19 protein-coding genes are annotated in these 19,035 nt (G+C 62.8%); 13 read left to right on the top strand and 6 right to left on the bottom strand.

Annotation, left to right across the window (positions count from 1 at the left end; genetic code table 11):
* Nucleotides 1-80: 80 nt before the first annotated feature.
* Complete coding sequence (gene radC / locus OIU19_RS05495) at nt 81-761, top strand: DNA repair protein RadC (RefSeq protein ID WP_264233992.1); 681 nt, start codon at nt 81-83, stop codon at nt 759-761.
* Nucleotides 762-947: 186 nt separating this feature from the next.
* Here the strand turns inward: radC and OIU19_RS05490 are convergent, their stop codons facing one another.
* Nucleotides 948-2,540, bottom strand: a complete 1,593-nt coding sequence (locus OIU19_RS05490) for an ABC transporter substrate-binding protein (RefSeq protein ID WP_264233991.1) — start codon at nt 2,538-2,540, stop codon at nt 948-950.
* Nucleotides 2,541-2,902: 362 nt separating this feature from the next.
* Between OIU19_RS05490 and rpmB the strand changes: the two genes are divergently transcribed.
* On the top strand, nt 2,903-3,139 hold the full coding sequence (rpmB, locus tag OIU19_RS05485; protein WP_023629974.1) for a 50S ribosomal protein L28: 237 nt from the start codon (nt 2,903-2,905) through the stop codon (nt 3,137-3,139).
* A gap of 11 nt (nt 3,140-3,150) precedes the next feature.
* Entirely contained in the window at nt 3,151-3,306 is a 156-nt protein-coding gene (gene rpmG, locus OIU19_RS05480) for a 50S ribosomal protein L33 (RefSeq protein WP_021702025.1), read from the top strand.
* Nucleotides 3,307-3,412: 106 nt separating this feature from the next.
* Here rpmG and OIU19_RS05475 read toward each other — a convergent pair whose 3' ends face one another.
* Entirely contained in the window at nt 3,413-3,772 is a 360-nt protein-coding gene (locus OIU19_RS05475; protein ID WP_186553014.1) for a cupin domain-containing protein, read from the bottom strand.
* Nucleotides 3,773-3,968: 196 nt separating this feature from the next.
* On the opposite strand from OIU19_RS05475, the gene OIU19_RS05470 reads away from it, so the two are divergent.
* Both OIU19_RS05470 and OIU19_RS05465 read left to right on the top strand, forming a co-directional pair.
* Nucleotides 3,969-5,462 carry an aldehyde dehydrogenase gene (locus tag OIU19_RS05470; protein WP_264233984.1) on the top strand — a complete coding sequence of 498 codons (1,494 nt, stop codon included), beginning with the start codon at nt 3,969-3,971 and terminating at the stop codon, nt 5,460-5,462.
* 169 nt (nt 5,463-5,631) lie between these two features.
* Entirely contained in the window at nt 5,632-6,771 is a 1,140-nt protein-coding gene (locus tag OIU19_RS05465) for an MFS transporter (protein ID WP_264233982.1), read from the top strand.
* An 87-nt stretch (nt 6,772-6,858) separates the two neighbouring features.
* Here OIU19_RS05465 and OIU19_RS05460 read toward each other — a convergent pair whose 3' ends face one another.
* Nucleotides 6,859-8,415 carry a phospholipase D family protein gene (locus OIU19_RS05460; protein ID WP_264233980.1) on the bottom strand — a complete coding sequence of 519 codons (1,557 nt, stop codon included), beginning with the start codon at nt 8,413-8,415 and terminating at the stop codon, nt 6,859-6,861.
* Between the two features lie 61 nt (nt 8,416-8,476).
* Nucleotides 8,477-9,907, bottom strand: coding sequence for a PLP-dependent aminotransferase family protein (locus OIU19_RS05455; protein ID WP_264233978.1), 1,431 nt, complete (start codon nt 9,905-9,907; stop codon nt 8,477-8,479).
* 178 nt (nt 9,908-10,085) lie between these two features.
* On the opposite strand from OIU19_RS05455, the gene OIU19_RS05450 reads away from it, so the two are divergent.
* A complete protein-coding gene (locus tag OIU19_RS05450; protein ID WP_264233976.1) occupies nt 10,086-10,316 on the top strand; it encodes a DUF1127 domain-containing protein in 231 nt (76 codons plus the stop codon).
* Nucleotides 10,317-10,461: 145 nt separating this feature from the next.
* Here the strand turns inward: OIU19_RS05450 and OIU19_RS05445 are convergent, their stop codons facing one another.
* Nucleotides 10,462-11,754 carry an FAD-binding oxidoreductase gene (locus OIU19_RS05445; RefSeq protein ID WP_264233973.1) on the bottom strand — a complete coding sequence of 431 codons (1,293 nt, stop codon included), beginning with the start codon at nt 11,752-11,754 and terminating at the stop codon, nt 10,462-10,464.
* A gap of 196 nt (nt 11,755-11,950) precedes the next feature.
* On the opposite strand from OIU19_RS05445, the gene OIU19_RS05440 reads away from it, so the two are divergent.
* Complete coding sequence (locus OIU19_RS05440) at nt 11,951-12,304, top strand: YkgJ family cysteine cluster protein (protein WP_186553007.1); 354 nt, start codon at nt 11,951-11,953, stop codon at nt 12,302-12,304.
* Nucleotides 12,305-12,310: 6 nt separating this feature from the next.
* Here OIU19_RS05440 and dadR read toward each other — a convergent pair whose 3' ends face one another.
* A complete protein-coding gene (dadR, locus tag OIU19_RS05435) occupies nt 12,311-12,799 on the bottom strand; it encodes a transcriptional regulator DadR (protein WP_039581953.1) in 489 nt (162 codons plus the stop codon).
* 155 nt (nt 12,800-12,954) lie between these two features.
* On the opposite strand from dadR, the gene dadA reads away from it, so the two are divergent.
* From dadA to OIU19_RS05405, 6 genes are all read left to right on the top strand, one after another.
* The gene (dadA, locus tag OIU19_RS05430; RefSeq protein WP_186553006.1) at nt 12,955-14,256 is read left to right on the top strand and encodes a D-amino acid dehydrogenase; all 1,302 of its coding nucleotides are present in this window, start codon (nt 12,955-12,957) and stop codon (nt 14,254-14,256) included.
* Nucleotides 14,228-14,581 (top strand): RidA family protein, encoded by a 354-nt coding sequence (locus OIU19_RS05425; RefSeq protein WP_186553005.1) that lies wholly within the window; start codon nt 14,228-14,230, stop codon nt 14,579-14,581. The genes dadA and OIU19_RS05425 overlap by 29 nt, the downstream gene beginning before the upstream one ends.
* Nucleotides 14,582-14,670: 89 nt before the next feature.
* Entirely contained in the window at nt 14,671-15,744 is a 1,074-nt protein-coding gene (alr, locus tag OIU19_RS05420; RefSeq protein WP_264233969.1) for an alanine racemase, read from the top strand.
* A gap of 109 nt (nt 15,745-15,853) precedes the next feature.
* Nucleotides 15,854-16,402, top strand: a complete 549-nt coding sequence (locus tag OIU19_RS05415) for a cupin domain-containing protein (RefSeq protein ID WP_186553003.1) — start codon at nt 15,854-15,856, stop codon at nt 16,400-16,402.
* A 135-nt stretch (nt 16,403-16,537) separates the two neighbouring features.
* Entirely contained in the window at nt 16,538-16,960 is a 423-nt protein-coding gene (locus OIU19_RS05410) for a cytochrome c5 family protein (protein ID WP_264233968.1), read from the top strand.
* 208 nt (nt 16,961-17,168) lie between these two features.
* Nucleotides 17,169-19,031: an acetyl-CoA hydrolase/transferase C-terminal domain-containing protein gene (locus OIU19_RS05405; protein WP_264233967.1), complete on the top strand. Its 1,863-nt coding sequence runs from the start codon at nt 17,169-17,171 to the stop codon at nt 19,029-19,031.
* Nucleotides 19,032-19,035 lie beyond the last annotated feature (4 nt).

Genomic DNA, 19,035 nt, shown 5'->3' with positions numbered 1-19,035 from the left:
CGGCAGAACGTCGCATTAAACGAGGCGAAATAGATTAACACAGGGCTTGAACGCGCCGCAGTATGAGGCAAGGAGCACGGATGAACATCAGGGAGTGGCCGATAAACGAACGGCCAAGAGAGAAGCTGCTACACAAGGGCGCCGCTAGCCTGTCGGATGCTGAGCTGCTGGCCGTGTTCCTCGGCTCTGGCGTGCGAGGTTGCAATGTCGTGGAGCTGGCGCGTGGGCTATTGGCGAAGTACGGCAGTTTGCGACAGTTATTGGAAGCCGACAGGGCTGATTTTCTGGCTGAGCTAGGGCTTGGGCCGGTCAAATACAGCCAATTGCAGGCGCTACTGGAGATCGGTCGCAGAAACCTGGAGATGGCGATTGAGCGTAAGTCCGCCGTGGAAAGCCCGCAGGCAGTTCGCCGTTATCTGAAATCGATGCTGCGCCACGAGCCCAGCGAGGTGTTCGGCTGCCTGTTTCTCGACTCCAAGCACCGGCCATTGGCCTTCGAGATCCTGTTTCGCGGCACCATCGACCGCGCCAGCATCTACCCCCGCGAGGTGGTGCGGCGCTCGCTGCTGCACAACGCAGCGGCGTTGATCCTGTGTCACAACCACCCTTCGGGCAACTGCGAGCCGAGCCAGGATGACGTGCACATGACCCTGTCGCTCAAGCGCGGGTTGGCGATGATCGATGTGCGGGTGCTCGATCATGTCATCGTCGGCGATGGTGAGCCGTTGTCGATGGTCGAGCAAGGGTGGATCGCGGGCTAACGGGTTTTGTCAGTCAGGGCCTCTTCGCGGGCAAGCCCGCTCCCACAAGGTTTTGTGCAGGCTTCGAGAGCGTATCGAGCCTGTGGTTGTCCATGCCTGGCGCAGCCTCTGAAGACGACACTAGCCCCTGTGGGGGCGGGCTTGACCGCGAAGAGGCCGCAACTGACACCCCGCCTTGCTGTGGCCTCAGCGAGTCAGCGAAACCTTGCTGAAATCCAGCCGCCCAAACGGATTCACCTGATACCCCTCGACCCCCTGGCGGAGCAATGTGGCGGCAGTGGGGTGGGCCAGTGGCAGCCACAGTGCCTGCTGCTGGATCAGCGCCTGTGCCTGCTGGTACAGCCGGCTGCGCACGCTTTGGTCATTGGTGGTGCGGCCGGCACTGATCAGCTGATCCAAGCGGCTGTCGCAGAACCGCGCAAAGTTGGTCCCGGACTTGACCGCCGCGCAGGAAAACTGCGGGCTGAGGAAGTTGTCCGGGTCACCGTTGTCACCGGCCCAGCCCATGAACAGCAGGTCATGCTCGCCGGCCTTGGCGCGACGGATCAGCTCGCCCCATTCGATCACCTTGATCTCGGCCTTGATGCCTACCTTGGCCAGGTCGGCTTGCAGCATTTGCGCGCCCAGGCTTGGGTTAGGGTTGAGCAGGCTGCCGGAAGGGCGGGTCCAGATAGTGGTGCTGAAGCCATCTGCCAGGCCGGCCTTGGTCAGCAGGGCCTTGGCTTTTTTCAGGTCTATCGGATAACCCGGCAGGTCCTTGGCGTAGCTCCAGGTATTGGGTGGGTAGGGGCCGTTGGCCGCGATAGCGGTGTCTTCGAATACGGCCTTGAGGTAACTGGCTTTGTCGAAGGCGAGATTGATCGCCTGGCGCACTTCAGGCTTGTCCAGCGGCGGGTGCTGGCTGTTGATGGCGACGAAAGCCGTCATGAAGGCCGGGGTGGTGGCGACCTTGAGGTGGTCATCCTTGCCGGCTTCGGCGATGTCCAGTGGCTTGGGCGACAGGGCCATCTGGCACTCGCCTCGCTTGAGCTTTTGCAGACGCACATTGGCGTCCGGGGTGATGGCATAGATCAGCGGATCGACCGCAGGCTTGCCAGCAAAGTAGTCGGCATTGGCGCGATAGCGCACCACGGCGTCCTTCTGGAAGCGCTGGAAGACGAACGGGCCGGTGCCGATTGGCTGGCTGTTGAGCTTCTCCGGGGTACCAGCTTTGAGCAGTTTGTCGGCGTATTCGGCGGAATAGATCGAGGCGAAGCCCATGCTCAGGGTGGCCAGGAAGGTGGCGTCGGCGTGGGTCAGGATGAAGCGCACGGTGTGCGGCTCTGGGGCATCGATCGATTTGATCAGGCTGCCCAGCTGCAGCGACTGGGCGTGCGGATAGCCGCCGGGCGCAGTCTTGTGCCAGGCATGGGCCGGGTAGAGCATGCGCTGGAAGCTAAACAGCACGTCGTCGCCATCCAGCTCGCGGGTGGGCTTGAAGTAGGGCGTGGCGTGGAACTTCACGTCGCTGCGCAGCTTGAAGTCGTAGATCAGGCCGTCGGCCGAGACCGTCCAGCTTTCGGCCAGGCTAGGCACGACCTTGCCCTGGCCGGGGTCGAACTCCACCAGGCGGTTCATCAGCACGTCGGCCGAGGCGTTGGTGGTGGTCAGCGAGTTGTACTGCACCACGTCGAAGCCTTCGGGGCTGGCCTCGGTGCAGACAGCGAGTGGCGCCGCCTGGGCGAGGCCGGCGAACAAAAGGCTGGAAGAGAACAGTAGGGAAAGCGCGGCGGCACGCATCGAAGCTCCTTGGCGAGATCAGTGGCCCATCTGCCAGTGCAGTCTGGAAACGTCCTACCCTAGTGCGAGCGTCGGTAAATGACCACACCCTTTTTTACAAACCCTGCGACGAGCGGTCGACAGCCCGCCGGCCTTGTCGCTATGCTGGCCGCACTCACTTGGCCGACTGCAGAAACGCATCTTCTGTTGTTGCAGCCGAGTCTTTCTGGTATAAAGCAGCGCTCTTTTCTAGGGGCTCGCTCTGTCGCGAAAGCGGATACGGTCGATAAGACCCCCGGAAACACGGCGCCTGGCGCCATAGACTGAGAGATTAAGCGGCCAACCCATGCCGGGTTGGGCATGTGGTTTTAGAGGGCTGAGGCATGTCGAGAGTCTGTCAAGTTACCGGTAAGGGTCCGGTAACTGGGAATAACATTTCCCACGCAAACAACAAAACCCGTCGTCGTTTCCTGCCAAACCTGCAGCACCACCGTTTCTGGGTTGAATCCGAGAAGCGTTTCGTGCGTCTGCGCGTTTCCGCCAAGGGCATGCGTATCATCGACAAGCGCGGCATCGATGCCGTTCTGGTTGACATCCGCCGTGCCGGCGCCAAGGTTTAAGGGAGAGCATCATGCGTGAATTGATCCGTCTGGTATCGAGTGCTGGCACTGGCCACTTCTACACCACCGACAAGAACAAGCGCACCACCCCGGACAAGATCGAGATCAAGAAATACGATCCGGTCGTCCGTAAGCACGTGACCTACAAGGAAGCCAAGATCAAGTAATTGATCGGCAACCTGAAAAAACCCGCCTCCTCACGGAAGCGGGTTTTTTTATGCCTGGGAATTCATCGCGGGGTAAGCCCGCTCCCACGCGAAGCGATCTGGGCTGTTATTTCTGCTCGAACATCACATAGATCTTGCGGCACGGCTCCAGCACTTCCCAGGTGCCTTTGAAGCCAGCCGGGATAACAAACCGATCACCGGCACGCAGGGTCTTGGCGCCCCCGGCCTCATCACGCAGCACCGAAACGCCCTGCACGATCTCGCAGTACTCATGTTCGGTGTAGTTGACGGTCCACTGCCCGACCTCGCCTTCCCAGACACCCGCAGCGAACTGGCCGCAGGGGCTGGAGTAGTGGTTGTAGACAGCCTGGTCTGGCTCACCCTTGAGGATTTTCTCCGCCGCCGGGCGATAGCGTTCAGCCTCGGTCAGCACTTGGGCGAAGTCGATAATGCCGGTGATAGTCATGGTTCTCCCCTCTTGTTGTTTAATAAAATGCACATCAGTAGGCTTTTGAGCCTTCCGTGTCAAATATATTGATAGTTTACACTGGCTGGTTTAGGGTGACGGGTGCCAGTGTGCGCTTGTCGCCCGGCCAGAATTTCTGACAGCGCCCGTGAGTCTCCAGTGCGGCGTTGCAACTTAACAAGAGGAGGAGTTTCGTATGACCACCCTGACTCGTGCGGACTGGGAACAGCGTGCCCAGCAATTGAAGATCGAAGGCCGCGCCTTCATCAACGGTGAGTACACCGACGCCGCATCCGCTGAAACCTTCGACTGCCTGAGCCCGGTGGACGGACGCTTCCTGGCCAAGGTCGCCAGCTGCGACCTGGCTGACGCCAACCGCGCTGTGGAAAACGCCCGCGCCACCTTTGATTCCGGCGTTTGGTCGCGCCTGGCTCCGGCCAAGCGTAAAGCCAAACTGATCCGCTTCGCCGAGCTGCTGCGTAAGAACGTAGAAGAGCTGGCGCTGCTGGAAACCCTGGACATGGGCAAGCCGATTGGCGACTCCTCGAGCATCGACGTACCAGGCGCGGCGCAAGCCCTGCACTGGAATGCCGAAGCCATCGACAAGGTCTACGATGAAGTCGCGCCAACTCCGCACGACCAACTCGGCCTGGTAACCCGCGAGCCAGTGGGTGTGGTTGGCGCCATCGTGCCGTGGAACTTCCCGCTGCTGATGGCCTGCTGGAAACTCGGCCCGGCGCTGGCCACCGGCAACTCGGTGGTGCTCAAGCCGTCCGAAAAATCGCCACTGACCGCCATCCGTATCGCCCAATTGGCGATTGAAGCCGGCATCCCGGCAGGCGTGCTCAACGTGCTGCCAGGCTACGGCCACACCGTCGGCAAGGCCCTGGCCCTGCATATGGATGTCGACACCCTGGTATTCACCGGTTCGACCAAGATCGCCAAGCAACTGATGATCTACGCTGGCGAATCGAACATGAAGCGCATCTGGCTGGAAGCTGGCGGCAAGAGCCCGAACATCGTCTTCGCCGACGCGCCTGACCTGCAGGCCGCTGCCGAAGCCGCTGCCAGCGCCATCGCCTTCAACCAGGGCGAAGTCTGCACCGCAGGTTCGCGCCTGCTGGTCGAGCGCTCGATCAAGGACAAGTTCCTGCCGCTGGTAGTCGAGGCGCTGAAAGCCTGGAAGCCAGGCAACCCGCTGGATCCGGCGACCACAGTGGGTGCGCTGGTCGATACCCAGCAGATGAACACCGTGCTGTCGTACATCGACGCAGGTCATCAGGACGGCGCCAAGCTGCTGGCCGGTGGCAAGCGTATCCTCGAGGAGACTGGCGGCACCTACGTCGAGCCGACCATCTTCGACGGCGTGACCAATGCCATGAAGATCGCCCAGGAAGAGATCTTTGGCCCGGTGCTGTCGGTGATCACTTTCGACACCGCCGAAGAAGCCGTGGCCATCGCCAACGACACGCCGTATGGCCTGGCCGCAGGTATCTGGACTGCCGACATCTCCAAGGCGCACAAAACTGCACGTGCCGTGCGCGCCGGTAGCGTCTGGGTCAACCAGTACGACGGCGGCGACATGACCGCACCGTTCGGTGGCTTCAAGCAGTCGGGCAACGGCCGTGACAAGTCGCTACATGCGCTGGAGAAGTACACCGAGCTGAAGGCGACCTGGATCAAGCTGTAATCCCAGGTAGGCATCGCCGGGCCAGCCCGCTCCCATGCAGCCAGCGTAATGCCCTGGTTGACGTGGTAGCGGGCTGGCCCCGCGATCGATCCAGAACCAGCCGGGCCGGCGTTATGCCGTCCCGGCTGTGTCGTCTCTGCGATTCACAAATTTTGCCTAGGAGGCTGTCATGCGTTGGGGAACCTACTTTGCCGTACTGGCGTCGGTGCTCAGCGTCGGGCTCGCGCTCGGCGTGAGCATGCCGCTGGTATCCCTGCGCCTGGAAGGCTGGGGCTACGGCGGGTTTGCCATCGGCGTGATGGCGGCGATGCCCGCTATTGGTGTGCTGCTCGGTGCCAGCCTGGCCAGCCGCCTGGCCGGTTGGGTCGGCGTGCCTGCGGCCATGCGCCTGTGCCTGTGGGGCGGGGCGCTGTCGATCGGACTGCTAGCGCTGTTGCCAAGCTATCCACTGTGGCTGGCGTTGCGTTTGCTGATCGGCATGTCGCTGACCGTGGTATTCATCCTCGGTGAAAGCTGGATCAACCAGTTGGTCGTCGAGCAGTGGCGTGGTCGGCTGGTAGCGCTGTATGGCAGCAGCTACGCCTTGAGCCAGCTGGCCGGGCCGCTGGTACTGGGCTTTCTGGGTTCGGATGATGACTTCGGTTTCTGGGCGGCGACCGCCCTGTTGATCGTAGCGCCGCTGGTGCTATTGGGGCGTGGGGGCGCGCCGACCACCGAAGCCTACAGCGTCACCTTCCGGGACCTGTTCGCCTTCTGCCGACGCCTGCCGGTAATTGCCTGGGCCATTGCTCTGTTCGCCGCCTTCGAGGCGATGATCCTGACCTTGCTGCCGGTGTACTGCTTGCAACAGGGGTTCACGGCGGAAGTGGCGCTGTTCATGGTCAGCACTGTGGTGGTGGGGGATGCGGTGTTGCAGCTGCCGATCGGCGCCTTGGCCGACAAGATGTCGCGACAGACGCTGTTCAGTGGTTGTGCGCTGACCTTGCTGGTCTCCAGCCTGGCGATTCCATTGCTGCTGGAAACAGCGCTGATCTGGCCGGTGTGGGTGCTGTTCGGCGCCAGTGCCGGGGGCTTGTTCACGCTATCGCTGATTCTGATCGGCGAGCGTTATCGAGATGATGCACTGGTGCGGGCCAATGCGCACGTGGCGCAACTGTGGGGCATCGGTTGCCTGCTCGGGCCGCTGTTGGCGGGGGCGGGGAGCCAGTGGATCAGTGGCCATGCGTTGCCGCTGTTGATGGCGGTCGGGGCTGCTGGGTTGGTGCTATTGACGCGGCGGCGAGGCGCCTTTGAGCCGGCGTCGGTCTGAGCCGATGCTATCGCGGGGCAAGCCCGCTCCCACGCCGACTGTTTAGGTGCAGGCAAGCGTGGCAGCGGGCTTGCCCCGCGATTGGCCCTAGAGCATTTTCTCCAGCCCCACGGCTTTGCTGATCCAGGCATTGAACCTGCGCCATATGCCGCCCGGCTCGGTGGTGAGCATGTGCCGTTTACCATTGTCCTCGGTTACCCACACCAACTTGCCAGCCACCAGCGTCGGCTGGTAACTGAGCGCTGGTGCCATGCCCTGCACCGCCAGGTCGCGGGTGTACTCGGCCAGCTCCGGGCTGTCGACCAACACCCCGACCTCGGTATTCCACAGCACTGACCGCGGGTCGAAGTTGAACGAGCCGATAAAGGTCTTGCGCCGATCGAACACGATTGCCTTGCTGTGCAGGCTGGAATCCGAACTGCCATGGAAGTTGATGCCACGACTGGCACTCGGATCACCCGGCTGACGGCGCAGCTCATACAGCTGTACGCCATGCTCCAGCAGGGCGCGGCGGTACGGCGCATAGCCGCCATGCACGGCCGGCACGTCAGTGGCTTCCAGCGAGTTGGTCAGCAATTTGACTGAAATGCCCGCGTCGGCATGGCTGGTCAGGTACAGCAGACCTTCTTCACCGGGGACGAAATAGGCCGACACCAGAATCAGCTCGTGATCGACATTGTTCAGGTCCGGCGCCAGTTGCTGGCTCATCAGCAGCTGCGGATCTGGCTCGTCCTGGGCCAGGACCTTGCTCGGCGCATCCCACAGGGCCTGGCTGTGCGCCCAGATCAGCTCATTGCGCCAGACATCCAGGCGCGGCTGGGACTGGTAAGCCATCAGTCGGTCATACAGCGCCTTGCGCTTGATCCGCGCTTCGGCCAAGGACACTTCCAGGCGATGGCGGCTGGCGCGCAGGTCGTCGGCATCCGGCTCGCGCCAGAGAAAATCGCCGATAGGCCGGCTCAGGGCGCTGTTCCAGTACTGGTCGAAACCGTGCCCAAGCTGCTCGGCCACCGGGCCGACGCCGAGCAGGTCGATGTCAGTGAAATTGAGATTGGGCTCGGCGTCGAAATACTCATCGCCCAGGTTGCGCCCGCCGACGATGGCCATGCTGTTGTCGACCAGGAACAGCTTGTTGTGCATGCGTCGGTGCTGGCGCGACAGATTGAACAGCCGGCCCATGGCGCGGGTGACGCCGGTACTGCGCCCTAGGTGCAGTGGGTTGAAGACGCGGATATGGATGTTCGGGTGGGCGGCGAGGGTGCCCATCAGGGTATCGAGGCCGTCGCTGGTGGTGTCGTCGAGCAGGATGCGCACGCGCACGCCGCGGTCGGCGGCACGCAGCAGTTCGTGGACCAGCGCCCGCGTGCTCAGGCCGTCATGGACGATGTAGTACTGCAGGTCGATGCTGGCCTGGGCGTTGCGAATCAGCTCAGCCCGCGCGCGGAAGGCCTCGTTGCTGTTGGGCAGCAGGCGAAAACCCGAGCGGCCTTCATAAGGTGCCGCCTGGCGCAGCACCGAGCGGCCGAAGGCCGAGTCGTTGGCCGGCAGCGCCTGGCTGACTTCACGCGGGGTTCCGACGCTGGCGCACCCGGCAAGGCCGAGCGCTAGCGCCAGCAAGAGGGGCAGAGCTCGCTGGAGTCTCAAGTAAGGGTCGTCCTGTACAGCAAAGGCCTATGAGCTATGGACCATGGAGGGCGGCGCAAAGTTACGCTTGGCTGTGTTCTTCGACCAGTAGACGAAGGGCGGTTTCACCCACCTTGCGCACCGCTGCCTCGATTTGCGGGGTGGGCCGCGCGGCGTAATTCATCCGTAGGCAGTGCCGGTACTTGCCTGAGGCCGAGAAGATACTGCCCACGGCAATCTGCACCCCTTGCTCCAGTAAAGCGCGGTTCAGCCGTAGCGTATCGAAACTTTCCGGCAATTCGACCCACAGCATGAAGCCGCCCTGAGGCCGGCTGGCGCGGGTGCCAGGCGGGAAGTAGCGGGTAACCCAATCGATCATCTGCTCGCGGCCGCGCTGGTACTGGCTGCGCATGCGCCGCACATGCGGGTGATAGTGCCCCGCCTCGATGAAGTCGGCGATGGCCAGCTGTGGTTGGGCTGAGGTGCTGCCGGTGCTGATGTATTTCATGTGCAGCACCCGCTCCAGGTAGCGCCCGGGCGCGACCCAGCCGATACGCAGGCCTGGCGCCAAGGTCTTGGAGAAGGAACTGCACAACAGCACCCGGCCATCTTCATCGAACGACTTGACCGTGCGTGGGCGCGGGTAGGTGTAGGCCAGGTCGCCATACACATCGTCTTCGAGGATCGCCACATCGTAGCGCTGGGCCAGGGTCAGCAAGGCCTTCTTGCGCGCCTCGGGCATGATGTAGCCCATTGGGTTGTTGCAGCTGGGCGTGATCTGGATGAGCTTGATCGGCCACTGTTCCAGGGCCAGTTCCAACGCCTCCAGGCTGATCCCGGTGATCGGGTCGGTGGGGATCTCCAAGGCCTTCATGCCCAGGCCCTTGAGCGTCTGCATGGCGCCGTGAAAGCTGGGCGAGTCCACCGCGACGATATCGCCGGTTTCACAGACGGCGCGGATGCTGGTCGACAACGCCTCGTGGCAACCGGTGGTCACCACCAAATCGGCAGGGCTCACCCGGCAGCCGGAATCGAGCATCAGCCGGGCGATCTGCTCGCGCAGGGCGAGATTGCCGTGGATGTTGTCGTAATACAGGCCGGGCATGTCCTGCCGCCGGCTAATCTGCGCAAGGCTGCGCAGCAGCGGCTTGAGGGTCGGGCTGTTGACATCGGGCATGCCACGGCCGAGCTGGATCACGTCTGCTTGCGGGGTGCTGCGTACCAGCTCCAGCACCTGTTCCCATTGCGAGATATCCACTGGCCGCTGCGCCGGCCGGCTGATCGCTGGCAGGGCAGGGAGGCTGCGGTGGTCAGTGACGAAATAGCCAGATTTGGGCCGTGGCGCGACCAGGCCGTTGTCTTCGAGCATGCGATAGGCCTGCTGTACGGTGCTCAGGCTCACGCCGTGTTCCAGGCTCAAGGAGCGTACCGATGGCAAGCGTTGGCCAGGACGGTACAGGCCCTGCTCGATGCGGGCGCCGAGTAGCTCGGCGAGGTTCAGGTAAAGTGTCACGGCATACTCCTGTGCTCAGGATGCTGAGCGACCAGTACAGATCGCTGAAAAATACAGCATTCAGCGGTTATTCAGCTAATTCTGTATGGGAATAATAAGCCTGTATTGGGTCTGTATTGTCATGCTCGCGCACGCGCATGCTTTCTCCACGGTATGAGCTGATCAGGAGGACGCAGCGATGGGTGGCTTGAGCGATGTGCGCTTGCAACTGTTGGGCAAAGAGCTTGAGGAGGGGCAGCTGCCGCGGGTCTACAGTGCCCCGGCTGGGCTAGGGCGACTGGGCTTGATGCTGCATCGCTGGAATACCCGCAAGTCGCTGTTGCAGCTTGATGAGGCGCAGTTGCGCGATGTTGGGTTGACTTGGGATCAGGCGCGCACTGAAGGGCGCAAGCCGTTCTGGAAGGATTGATCAACGGTTGGGATTCTTGGAGCCGCGTTGCGGCCCATCGCAGCCAAGCCAGCGCCTACAGGCTGCGCGGCCCCTGTGGGAGCTGGCTTGCCTGCGATGGGCTGCAAAGCAGCCCGAAAATGGCTCTGGCGACAAAGCCCCAGGATCAAACCAATTCTTTCAACCGATGCCAAAGCATCCCCAACGCCAACAATGGCGAACGCAGATGCCTACCGCCAGGGAAGGTCATGTGCGGCACCTGCGCAAACAGATCGAAGCGCCCGCTCTGCTGGCCACTGATCGCCTCACCCAGCAAGCGCCCAGCCAAGTGCGTGGCATTCAGCCCATGCCCGGAGTAGGCCTGGGCGTAATACACATTCTGCTGGCTGGCCAGGCGACCGATCTGCGGCAGGCGGTTGGCGCCGATGCCGATCATCCCGCCCCACTGAAAATCGATTCGAACATCGGCCAGTTGCGGGAACACCTTGAGCATCTTTGGCCGCATATAGGCGGCGATGTCCTTGGGGTCACGCCCGGAATAGTGGCAAGCGCCGCCGAACAACAGACGCTTGTCGGCCGAAAGCCGATAGTAGTCCAGCGCCACCCGCTGATCACACACCGCCATATTCTGCGGCAGCAACGAACGCGCGCGTTCTTCGCCCAGGGGCTCGGTGGCGATGATGTAGCTGCCAGCGGGCAACACTTTGCCCCCTAGCTCGCGGTTCAGATCGTTGTGATAGGCGTTGCAGCACAGCACCAGAGTGTTGGCGTGAACCCGGCCGCGGGCGGTGTGCACTTGCACCTGCGGCCCGTAGTCGATGCGGGTCACCGCCGCCTGCTCATGCAGCTTCACGCCCAGCTGGCTGGCCACGGTCGCCTCACCCAGCGCCAGGTTGAGCGGATGCAGATGGCCCGAGCCCATGTCGATCAGACCGCCGACATAGCGTTCGGAACCCACCACGGTATGGATCTGTTCAGCCGACACCAGTTTTAGCTCATGGGCATAGCCCAGGCTGCGCAGCTCTTCGGCGTCTTCGGCGAAACCTTGCAGCTCGCCCGGCTTGTTGGCCAGGTCGCAGTAGCCCCAGGTCAGGTCGCAGTCGATGGCGTGGCGTTCGACCCGCTGGCGCACGATGTCCACTGCTTCCAGGCCCATCAGTTTCAGGCTGCGCACGCCTTGCTCGCCGATGACCGGCAGGAACTGCTCGACGCCATGGCCAACGCCGCGGATCAGTTGCCCGCCATTGCGACCGCTGGCGCCCCAGCCGATCTTATGTGCTTCGAGAAGGATCACTGAGAGGCCGCGCTCGGCCAGTTCGATGGCGGTGTTCAGGCCCGAGTAGCCGCCGCCGACGATGCACACGTCTGCGCTGTGCTCGCCTTCCAAGGCCGGGTAGTCAGGCTGCGGCGCGCTGCTGGCGGCGTAATAGGAGGCGGCGTGCTGCGCGCTGTGGATCATTGGCTCGGCCCTGGGTGTTTGTGGAGGGATGCGAGGATAAGCTGGGGTGGGTGGTGCGGCAACAAGCGCTATCGCGGGTCAAGGCCGCTCCCACCTAGCGTACGCCCTGGCAGCCTAGACCTGTGGTCACGTGGGAGCGGGCTTGCCCCGCGAATGGGCCTATAATTGAGCACATTCTCTTGATCCTAGCGCCGCCATGTCCTGCAATCGCCACAAGATCCACTTCCTGCGCGAGCTCATTCCTTCGTTCGAATGCGAGCCAGGCTGCCACGACTGCTGCGGTCCGGTCACTACTTCAGCAGAAGAAATGGCCCAGCTACCGCGCAAGTCTCAGGCCGAGCAGGACGCCGCCCTCGAGCGCCTGGACTGCGTACACCTAGGCCCGCAAGGCTGCACTGTCTACGAAGATCGGCCAATGATCTGCCGCCTGTTCGGCACCACCCCGCGCATGGCCTGCCCACGTGGGCGTGGGCCGCAGCAGCCCATCGACCCGCAGGCCGAGCAGTTGGTCCACCAGTTCATCGCCAGTACGCGCCAGGTCCTGGTCTGAGCAGCCTCAATCGGGGATCGGCAGGCACAGGCTCTCTTTGACTTCTTCCATGACGATATAGCTCTTGGACTCGCGCACATGCGGCAGCTTGAGGAGGATGTCGCCCAGCAGCTTGCGGTACGAGGCCATCTCGGAAATCCGTGCCTTCACCAAGTAGTCGAAGTCGCCCGAGACCAAGTGGCATTCGAGTACATGCGGCAGCTTGAGCACGGCGCGACGGAACTCCTCGAAGGTGTCGCCCGACTTGTAGTCCAGGCTGATTTCGACGAACACCAGCAGGCTGCCTTTAAGGTGCTGCGGATTGAGCCGGGCGTTGTAGCCCATGATGATCCCCTCGCGCTCCAGGCGGCGCACGCGCTCGGTGCAAGGGGTCGTGGAAAGCCCTACTTTTTCGCCCAGTTCGGTGAAGGAAATACGCCCGTCACTCTGCAGGATCCGCAGGATGTTGCGGTCGATCTTGTCCAGTTCACGCTTGCTCTGATGCTGGGTTCTCATAGGGGATGCCCCTCCGTGAAAGGCCAATTTGCCAAGAATTGTCGCCAAATATAGGCTTTTATATAGTGAAATGCACTGGCCTGTCCTTCTTATACTGCGCGCATCCATGCCATATCAACAAAAGACTGCGGTGCGCCGCGTGCGAGGGATAAACGATGCGAGTTCTGGTACTTGGTAGCGGTGTAATCGGAACCGCCAGTGCCTACTATCTGGCCCGGCAAGGTTTCGAAGTCACGGTGGTCGACCGCCAGCCAGCGGTGGCCATGGAAACCAGCTTTGCCAACGCCGGCCAGATCTCGCCCGGCTATGCCTCGCCCTGGGCTGCCCCTGGCGTGCCGCTCAAGGCCATCAAGTGGCTGCTCGAACGCCACGCCCCGCTGGCCATCAAGCTGACTGGCGACGTCGATCAGTACCTGTGGATGGCGCAGATGCTGCGCAACTGCACCGCCAGCCGTTATGCGGTGAACAAGGAGCGCATGGTGCGTCTGTCCGAGTACAGCCGTGACTGCCTCGACGAGCTGCGCGCCGAAACCGGCTTGAGCTATGAAAACCGCGCGCTGGGCACCACCCAGTTGTTCCGCACCCAGGCCCAGGTAGACGCCGCCGCTAAAGACATCGCCGTGCTCGAACAATCCGGCGTGCCCTACGAGCTGCTCGACCGCGACGGCATTGCCCGCGTCGAACCGGCCCTGGCCGGGGTCAAGGACATCCTCGCCGGCGCCCTGCGCCTGCCCAACGACCAGACGGGCGACTGCCAGCTGTTCACCACCAAGCTGGCTGAGATGGCGATCAAGCTGGGCGTTGAATTCCGCTTCGGCCAGGACATCCAGCGCCTGGACTTCGCAGGCGACCGGATCAACGGTGTGTGGATCGACGGCAAGCTGGAAACCGCTGACCGCTACGTGCTGGCGCTGGGCAGCTATTCGCCGCAGATGCTCAAGCCGCTGGGCATCAAGGCGCCGGTCTACCCGCTCAAAGGCTATTCGCTGACCGTGCCGATCACCGACCCGGCGATGGCCCCGACCTCGACCATTCTCGACGAAACCTACAAGGTCGCCATCACCCGTTTCGACAACCGTATCCGCGTCGGCGGAATGGCTGAAATCGCCGGTTTTGACCTGTCGCTGAACCCGCGTCGACGCGAAACGCTGGAGATGATCGTCAACGACCTTTATCCTCGCGGCGGTGACCTGAGCCAGGCCAGCTTCTGGACCGGCCTGCGTCCGGCGACTCCGGACGGCACGCCGATCGTCGGTGCCACACCGTTCCGTAACCTGTTCCTCAACACCGGTCACGGCACCTTGGGCTGGACCATGGCCTGCGGCTCCGGCCGTTTGCTGGCCGACCTGATTGCCCGGCGCAAGCCGCAAATCAGTGCCGAAGGCCTCGATATTTCCCGTTACGGCAACAACAAGGAGATCGCCAAGCATGGCAATCCAGCGCCAGCTCACCAATGAGCGCATGAGCCAGATCGTCACCCACAACGGCACCGTTTACCTGGCGGGCCAAGTGGCTGACGACATGAGCGCCGGCATCGAACAGCAGACCCGCGAAACCCTTGCCAGCATCGAGAAGCTGCTGGATCAGGCGGGCACCGACAAGACTCGCCTGCTGTCGGTGACCATCTATCTGAAGGACATCGATGCGCACTTCGCCGGCATGAACGCAGTGTGGGACCAGTGGCTGCCAGAAGGCGTCGCCCCGGCCCGTGCCACGGTCGAAGCCAAGCTGTGCGAGCCAGAAATCCTCGTTGAGCTGTCGGTAGTCGCCGCACTGCCGTAACCCGTTCCCTCACCCCGGCGCGGTGGCACCTACCCCCGTCTGCCGTGCCGGGGATTTATTCAAACCAGAACTGCCAAAAGGCTGCCGCCATGCGTCCCGCCCGTGCCCTGATCGATCTTCAAGCCCTGCGTCACAACTACCGTCTGGCCCGTGAGTTATCCGGCGCCAAGGCCCTTGCCGTGATCAAGGCCGATGCCTATGGCCACGGCGCGGTACGTTGTGCCCTGGCGCTCGAGGCCGAGGCTGATGGCTTTGCCGTGGCCTGCATCGAGGAAGCCCTGGAGCTGCGTGCGGCGGGCATCAAGGCCCCGGTGCTATTGCTCGAAGGCTTCTTCGAGGCCAGCGAACTGGCCCTGATCAGCGAGCATGAGCTGTGGTGCGTGATGCATTCGCTGTGGCAGCTGGAAGCGATCGAGCAGACCCCAGTCAGCAAGCCGCTGAAGATCTGGCTCAAGCTCGATACCGGTATGCACCGGGTTGGCGTGCATCCGAAGGATTACCACGACGCTTACCAGCGCCTGCTGGCCAGCGGCAAGGTTGCGCGCATCGTGCTGATGAGCCACTTCGCCCGCGCCGACGAGTTGAACGTCGACGCGACGGCGCAACAGGTGGCGGTATTCGAAGCCGCCCGTCAGGGCCTGAGCGCCGAGTGCAGCCTGCGCAACTCCCCGGCAGTGCTGGGCTGGCCGCACGTGCCGAGCGACTGGGTGCGCCCCGGCATCATGTTGTACGGCGCTACCCCGTTCGAAGTCGCCCAGGCTGAGGCCGCACGCTTGCAACCGGTGATGACCCTGCAATCGCGGATCATCAGCGTGCGCGAGCTGCCGGCTGGCGAGCCGGTGGGCTATGGCGCCAAGTTCGTCAGCCCGCGCCCGACCCGCGTCGGCGTGGTGGCCATGGGGTATGCCGATGGCTATCCGCGTTTGGCGCCTACCGGTACGCCGGTGATGGTCGCCGGCAAGCGCAGCCAGTTGATCGGTCGAGTGTCGATGGACATGCTCTGCGTCGACCTCACCGACATCCCCGAAGCGACCCTGGGCAGCCCGGTCGAGCTGTGGGGCAAGCAGGTACTGGCCAGCGACGTGGCGATGGCTGCGGGCACCATCCCCTACCAGATCTTCTGCAACCTCAAACGCGTGCCGCTGGACTATATCGGCGAATAAGGCGCTGAAGCGGACAGGCTGGGGTCTCGAGTGTTGTAAATACTGAACGGCATTGCCATGATATCGTTCACATTCGACCCCATCTCGACCGTTTCAGGAGGCTCCAGCTTTGGACGTCGGCGAACGACTGCAAGCCATCCGCAAGCTCAAGGGCCTGTCCCAGCGTGAACTCGCCAAGCGCGCGGGGGTAACCAACAGCACCATCTCGATGATCGAGAAGAACAGCGTGAGCCCGTCGATCAGCTCCCTGCGCAAGGTGCTCAGCGGCATTCCCATGTCCATGGTCGAGTTCTTTTCGGTCGAGCTGGCGTCGGAGAGTCCCACGCAGATCGTCTACAAGGCACACGAGCTGATCGATATCTCCGATGGTGCGGTGACCATGAAGCTGGTCGGCAAGTCGCACCCCAATCGGGCGATTGCCTTCCTCAACGAGGTTTATCCACCGGGTGCTGACACCGGCGAAGAAATGCTGACCCATGATGGCGAAGAGACCGGCATCTTGCTCGAAGGCCGCCTGGAGCTGGTGGTCGGCACCGAGACCTTCCTGCTCGAAGCCGGCGACAGCTACTACTTCGAAAGCACCCGCCCGCACCGTTTTCGCAACCCCTTCAACGAGCCTGCCCGGCTGATCAGCGCTGCCACGCCGTCGAACTTTTGATCCAGCGCAGCGTATTGTTTCGCCAATACCCCTTTCCAGTGTGTGGTCGTTTCACGGCTCTTGGGATCCCGCTATACTTTTCAACGCCCGCAATTCGTGGCTGCGGGCGTGATTAGCCACCATGAGGGTGTACGCGTGAACCAAATCAAGAAGATGCTGGCCGTACCAGCAGCCGTTTTCGCCCTCTGGGCACTCAATGCACACGCAGCGACCAACGATGAACTTGCCAAGCGCCTGGAGCCGGTCGGCCAGGTGTGTGTCCAGGGCCAGGAGTGCAAAGGCATGGAAGTGGCAACCGCTGCCAGCGGCGGTGGAGCGAAGACGCCTGATGAGGTTATCGCCAAGCACTGCAACGCCTGCCATGGCACCGGCCTGCTGGATGCGCCGAAGATTGGCGATACCGCCGCGTGGAAAGAGCGCGCCGATCACCAGGGCGGCTTGGATGGCATCCTGGCCAAGGCGATCACCGGCATCAACGCCATGCCGCCGAAAGGCACCTGCGCCGATTGCTCGGATGAAGAGCTCAAGGCTGCGATCAAGAAGATGTCTGGCCTTTGAGGCTTAACTGAATTTGCACAGCCCGCCGTTTGGCGGGCTTTGTGTTTGCGGGCTTGAATGGGTGCTGTCCTTTTCGCGGGCAAGCCCGCTCCCACAGGGATCATCGCTCACCCTGTGGGAGCGGGCTTGCCCGCGAATAGGCCTATGCAGCAATTGCAGGCTGCCCACGGTCCAACCCCTGAATGCACGGATGTCACAGGAGGCACAGATGGCCCACAGCTGTTCCATCGACCAGGCGGTCGAGCATGTCCTCGCTCACCTGCCGGCGCACATCCACATGGGCCTGCCCCTGGGCCTGGGTAAGCCCAATGCCTTCGTCAATGCGCTCTACGCCAGAATTCGCGGGTTGCCGGAACGCCGCTTGACCATCTACACCGCGCTGACCCTGGGCCGCCCACCGCTGGGCGACGGCCTGCAACGGCGCTTCCTCGAACCCTTCATCGAACGGGTGTTCGCCGACTACCAAGAGCTCGACTACCTCGCCGACCTGCGCAATGACCAACTGCCCGCGAACATCCGCGTCGAGCAGTTCTTCATGCAGCCCGGCAGCCTGCTGCACAGCGCCATGGCCCAGCAGGACTACGTCAGCAGCAACTACAGCCATGCCGCCCGCGACATCAACGCCAAGGGCCTCAACCTGGTGGCGCAGTTGGTGGCCGCAACCCCGGAGCATCCTGATCAGCTGAGCCTGGCCTGCAACCCGGACATCACCCTCGACCTGCTACCCATGATCGCCAAGCGTCGCGCAGCTGGCGAAACCATCCTGATCCTCGGCCAGGTGCACAGCGAGTTGCCCTACATGCCGGGTGCTGCGCAGCTGGGGCGAGAGGCGTTCGACGTGCTGATCGACGAGCCGGAGCAGCGGCGGCTGTTCTCGACCCCCAATATGCCGGTTGTGACCCAGGATCACTGCATCGGTTTATACGCCAGCACCCTAGTGCGTGACGGCGGCACCCTGCAGATCGGCATCGGCGCCATGGGCGACGCCGTGGCTGCAGCCTTGCTGGCGCGTCAGGGCGACAACCAGGGCTACCGCGCCTTGCTCAGCGAACTGGACGTCGGCCCCTGGCAGTCACTGATCGACAGGGAAGGTGGCCTGGATGCATTCGCCCAAGGCTTGTATGGCTGCAGCGAAATGTTCGTCAACGGCCTCTTGGCGTTGGCCGAAGCTGGCGTGGTGCGCAGGCCTGCCGATGAGCACGGGGTACTGGTGCATGGCGGATTCTTCCTCGGTCCGCGCGCGTTCTACCAGCGCCTGCGCGAGATGCCGCTGGAGCAGCGCAAGCAATACGCCATGACCGCCATCAGCTTCATCAACGAACTGTACGGCCAGGAAGAACTCAAGCGCCGTCAGCGCCGCGATGCTCGCTTCATCAACACGGTGTTCGGCATGACCCTGCTAGGCGCCGGGGTGGCCGATCAGTTGGAAGATGGCCGCGTGCTCAGCGGCGTCGGCGGCCAGTACAACTTCGTTGCCCAGGGCCATGCGCTGGAAGGCGGGCGTTCGATTCTGCTGCTCAGGAGCTGGCGCGAGGCGGGCGGCGAGGTGACCTCGAACCTGTTCTGGACCTATGGCCACTGCACCATTCCTCGCCATCTACGCGACATCGTGGTAACCGAGTATGGCATTGCGGACCTGCGCGGGCAGACTGACAGCGAGGTGATCGCGCGGTTGCTGGCGATCAGCGATTCACGCTTTCAGGCTGAATTGATGGAGCAGGCCAAGGCGGCGGGCAAGCTGGCCAAGGATTTCGAGTTGGACGAGCGCTTCAGGGACAACACACCTGAGCGGCTTGAGGCGCTGCGTGAGCATCATCCGCGGTTGTTCCCGGAGTATCCGCTGGGGAGTGATTTCACCGCCGAAGAGCGGGATTTGCTGCGGGCGCTGAACTGGCTCAAGAGCAAGTTCAAGCTGAGCGAGGTGTTGCAGTTGGGCAAGGCGGCACTGGATGCCCCGGCGCCTGAGGCCTATCCGACGCAGCTGGCGCGGATGGGGCTGGAGCAGCCGCAAGGGCTGAAGGAGGAGCTGTACCAGCGGTTATTGCTGGCCGGATTGCAGGCGACTCGCTGATTTT

This window comes from Pseudomonas sp. BT-42-2 (assembly GCF_025847435.2).
GTDB classification, from domain to species: Bacteria; Pseudomonadota; Gammaproteobacteria; order Pseudomonadales; family Pseudomonadaceae; genus Aquipseudomonas; species Aquipseudomonas urmiensis.
Note: the sequence above shows the minus strand (reverse complement) of the source record. Positions and strands in the feature narration are given on the sequence as shown.

Excerpts from the sequence above, each read along its gene's own strand:
- radC (WP_264233992.1), top strand. The coding sequence starts at position 81 with ATGAACATCAGGGAGTGGCCGATAAACGAACGGCCAAGAGAGAAGCTG.
- OIU19_RS05490 (WP_264233991.1), bottom strand. The coding sequence starts at position 2,540 with ATGCGTGCCGCCGCGCTTTCCCTACTGTTCTCTTCCAGCCTTTTGTTC.
- rpmB (WP_023629974.1), top strand. The coding sequence starts at position 2,903 with ATGTCGAGAGTCTGTCAAGTTACCGGTAAGGGTCCGGTAACTGGGAAT.
- rpmG (WP_021702025.1), top strand. The coding sequence starts at position 3,151 with ATGCGTGAATTGATCCGTCTGGTATCGAGTGCTGGCACTGGCCACTTC.
- OIU19_RS05475 (WP_186553014.1), bottom strand. The coding sequence starts at position 3,772 with ATGACTATCACCGGCATTATCGACTTCGCCCAAGTGCTGACCGAGGCT.
- OIU19_RS05470 (WP_264233984.1), top strand. The coding sequence starts at position 3,969 with ATGACCACCCTGACTCGTGCGGACTGGGAACAGCGTGCCCAGCAATTG.
- OIU19_RS05465 (WP_264233982.1), top strand. The coding sequence starts at position 5,632 with ATGCGTTGGGGAACCTACTTTGCCGTACTGGCGTCGGTGCTCAGCGTC.
- OIU19_RS05450 (WP_264233976.1), top strand. The coding sequence starts at position 10,086 with ATGGGTGGCTTGAGCGATGTGCGCTTGCAACTGTTGGGCAAAGAGCTT.
- OIU19_RS05445 (WP_264233973.1), bottom strand. The coding sequence starts at position 11,754 with ATGATCCACAGCGCGCAGCACGCCGCCTCCTATTACGCCGCCAGCAGC.
- OIU19_RS05440 (WP_186553007.1), top strand. The coding sequence starts at position 11,951 with ATGTCCTGCAATCGCCACAAGATCCACTTCCTGCGCGAGCTCATTCCT.
- dadR (WP_039581953.1), bottom strand. The coding sequence starts at position 12,799 with ATGAGAACCCAGCATCAGAGCAAGCGTGAACTGGACAAGATCGACCGC.
- dadA (WP_186553006.1), top strand. The coding sequence starts at position 12,955 with ATGCGAGTTCTGGTACTTGGTAGCGGTGTAATCGGAACCGCCAGTGCC.
- OIU19_RS05425 (WP_186553005.1), top strand. The coding sequence starts at position 14,228 with ATGGCAATCCAGCGCCAGCTCACCAATGAGCGCATGAGCCAGATCGTC.
- alr (WP_264233969.1), top strand. The coding sequence starts at position 14,671 with ATGCGTCCCGCCCGTGCCCTGATCGATCTTCAAGCCCTGCGTCACAAC.
- OIU19_RS05405 (WP_264233967.1), top strand. The coding sequence starts at position 17,169 with ATGGCCCACAGCTGTTCCATCGACCAGGCGGTCGAGCATGTCCTCGCT.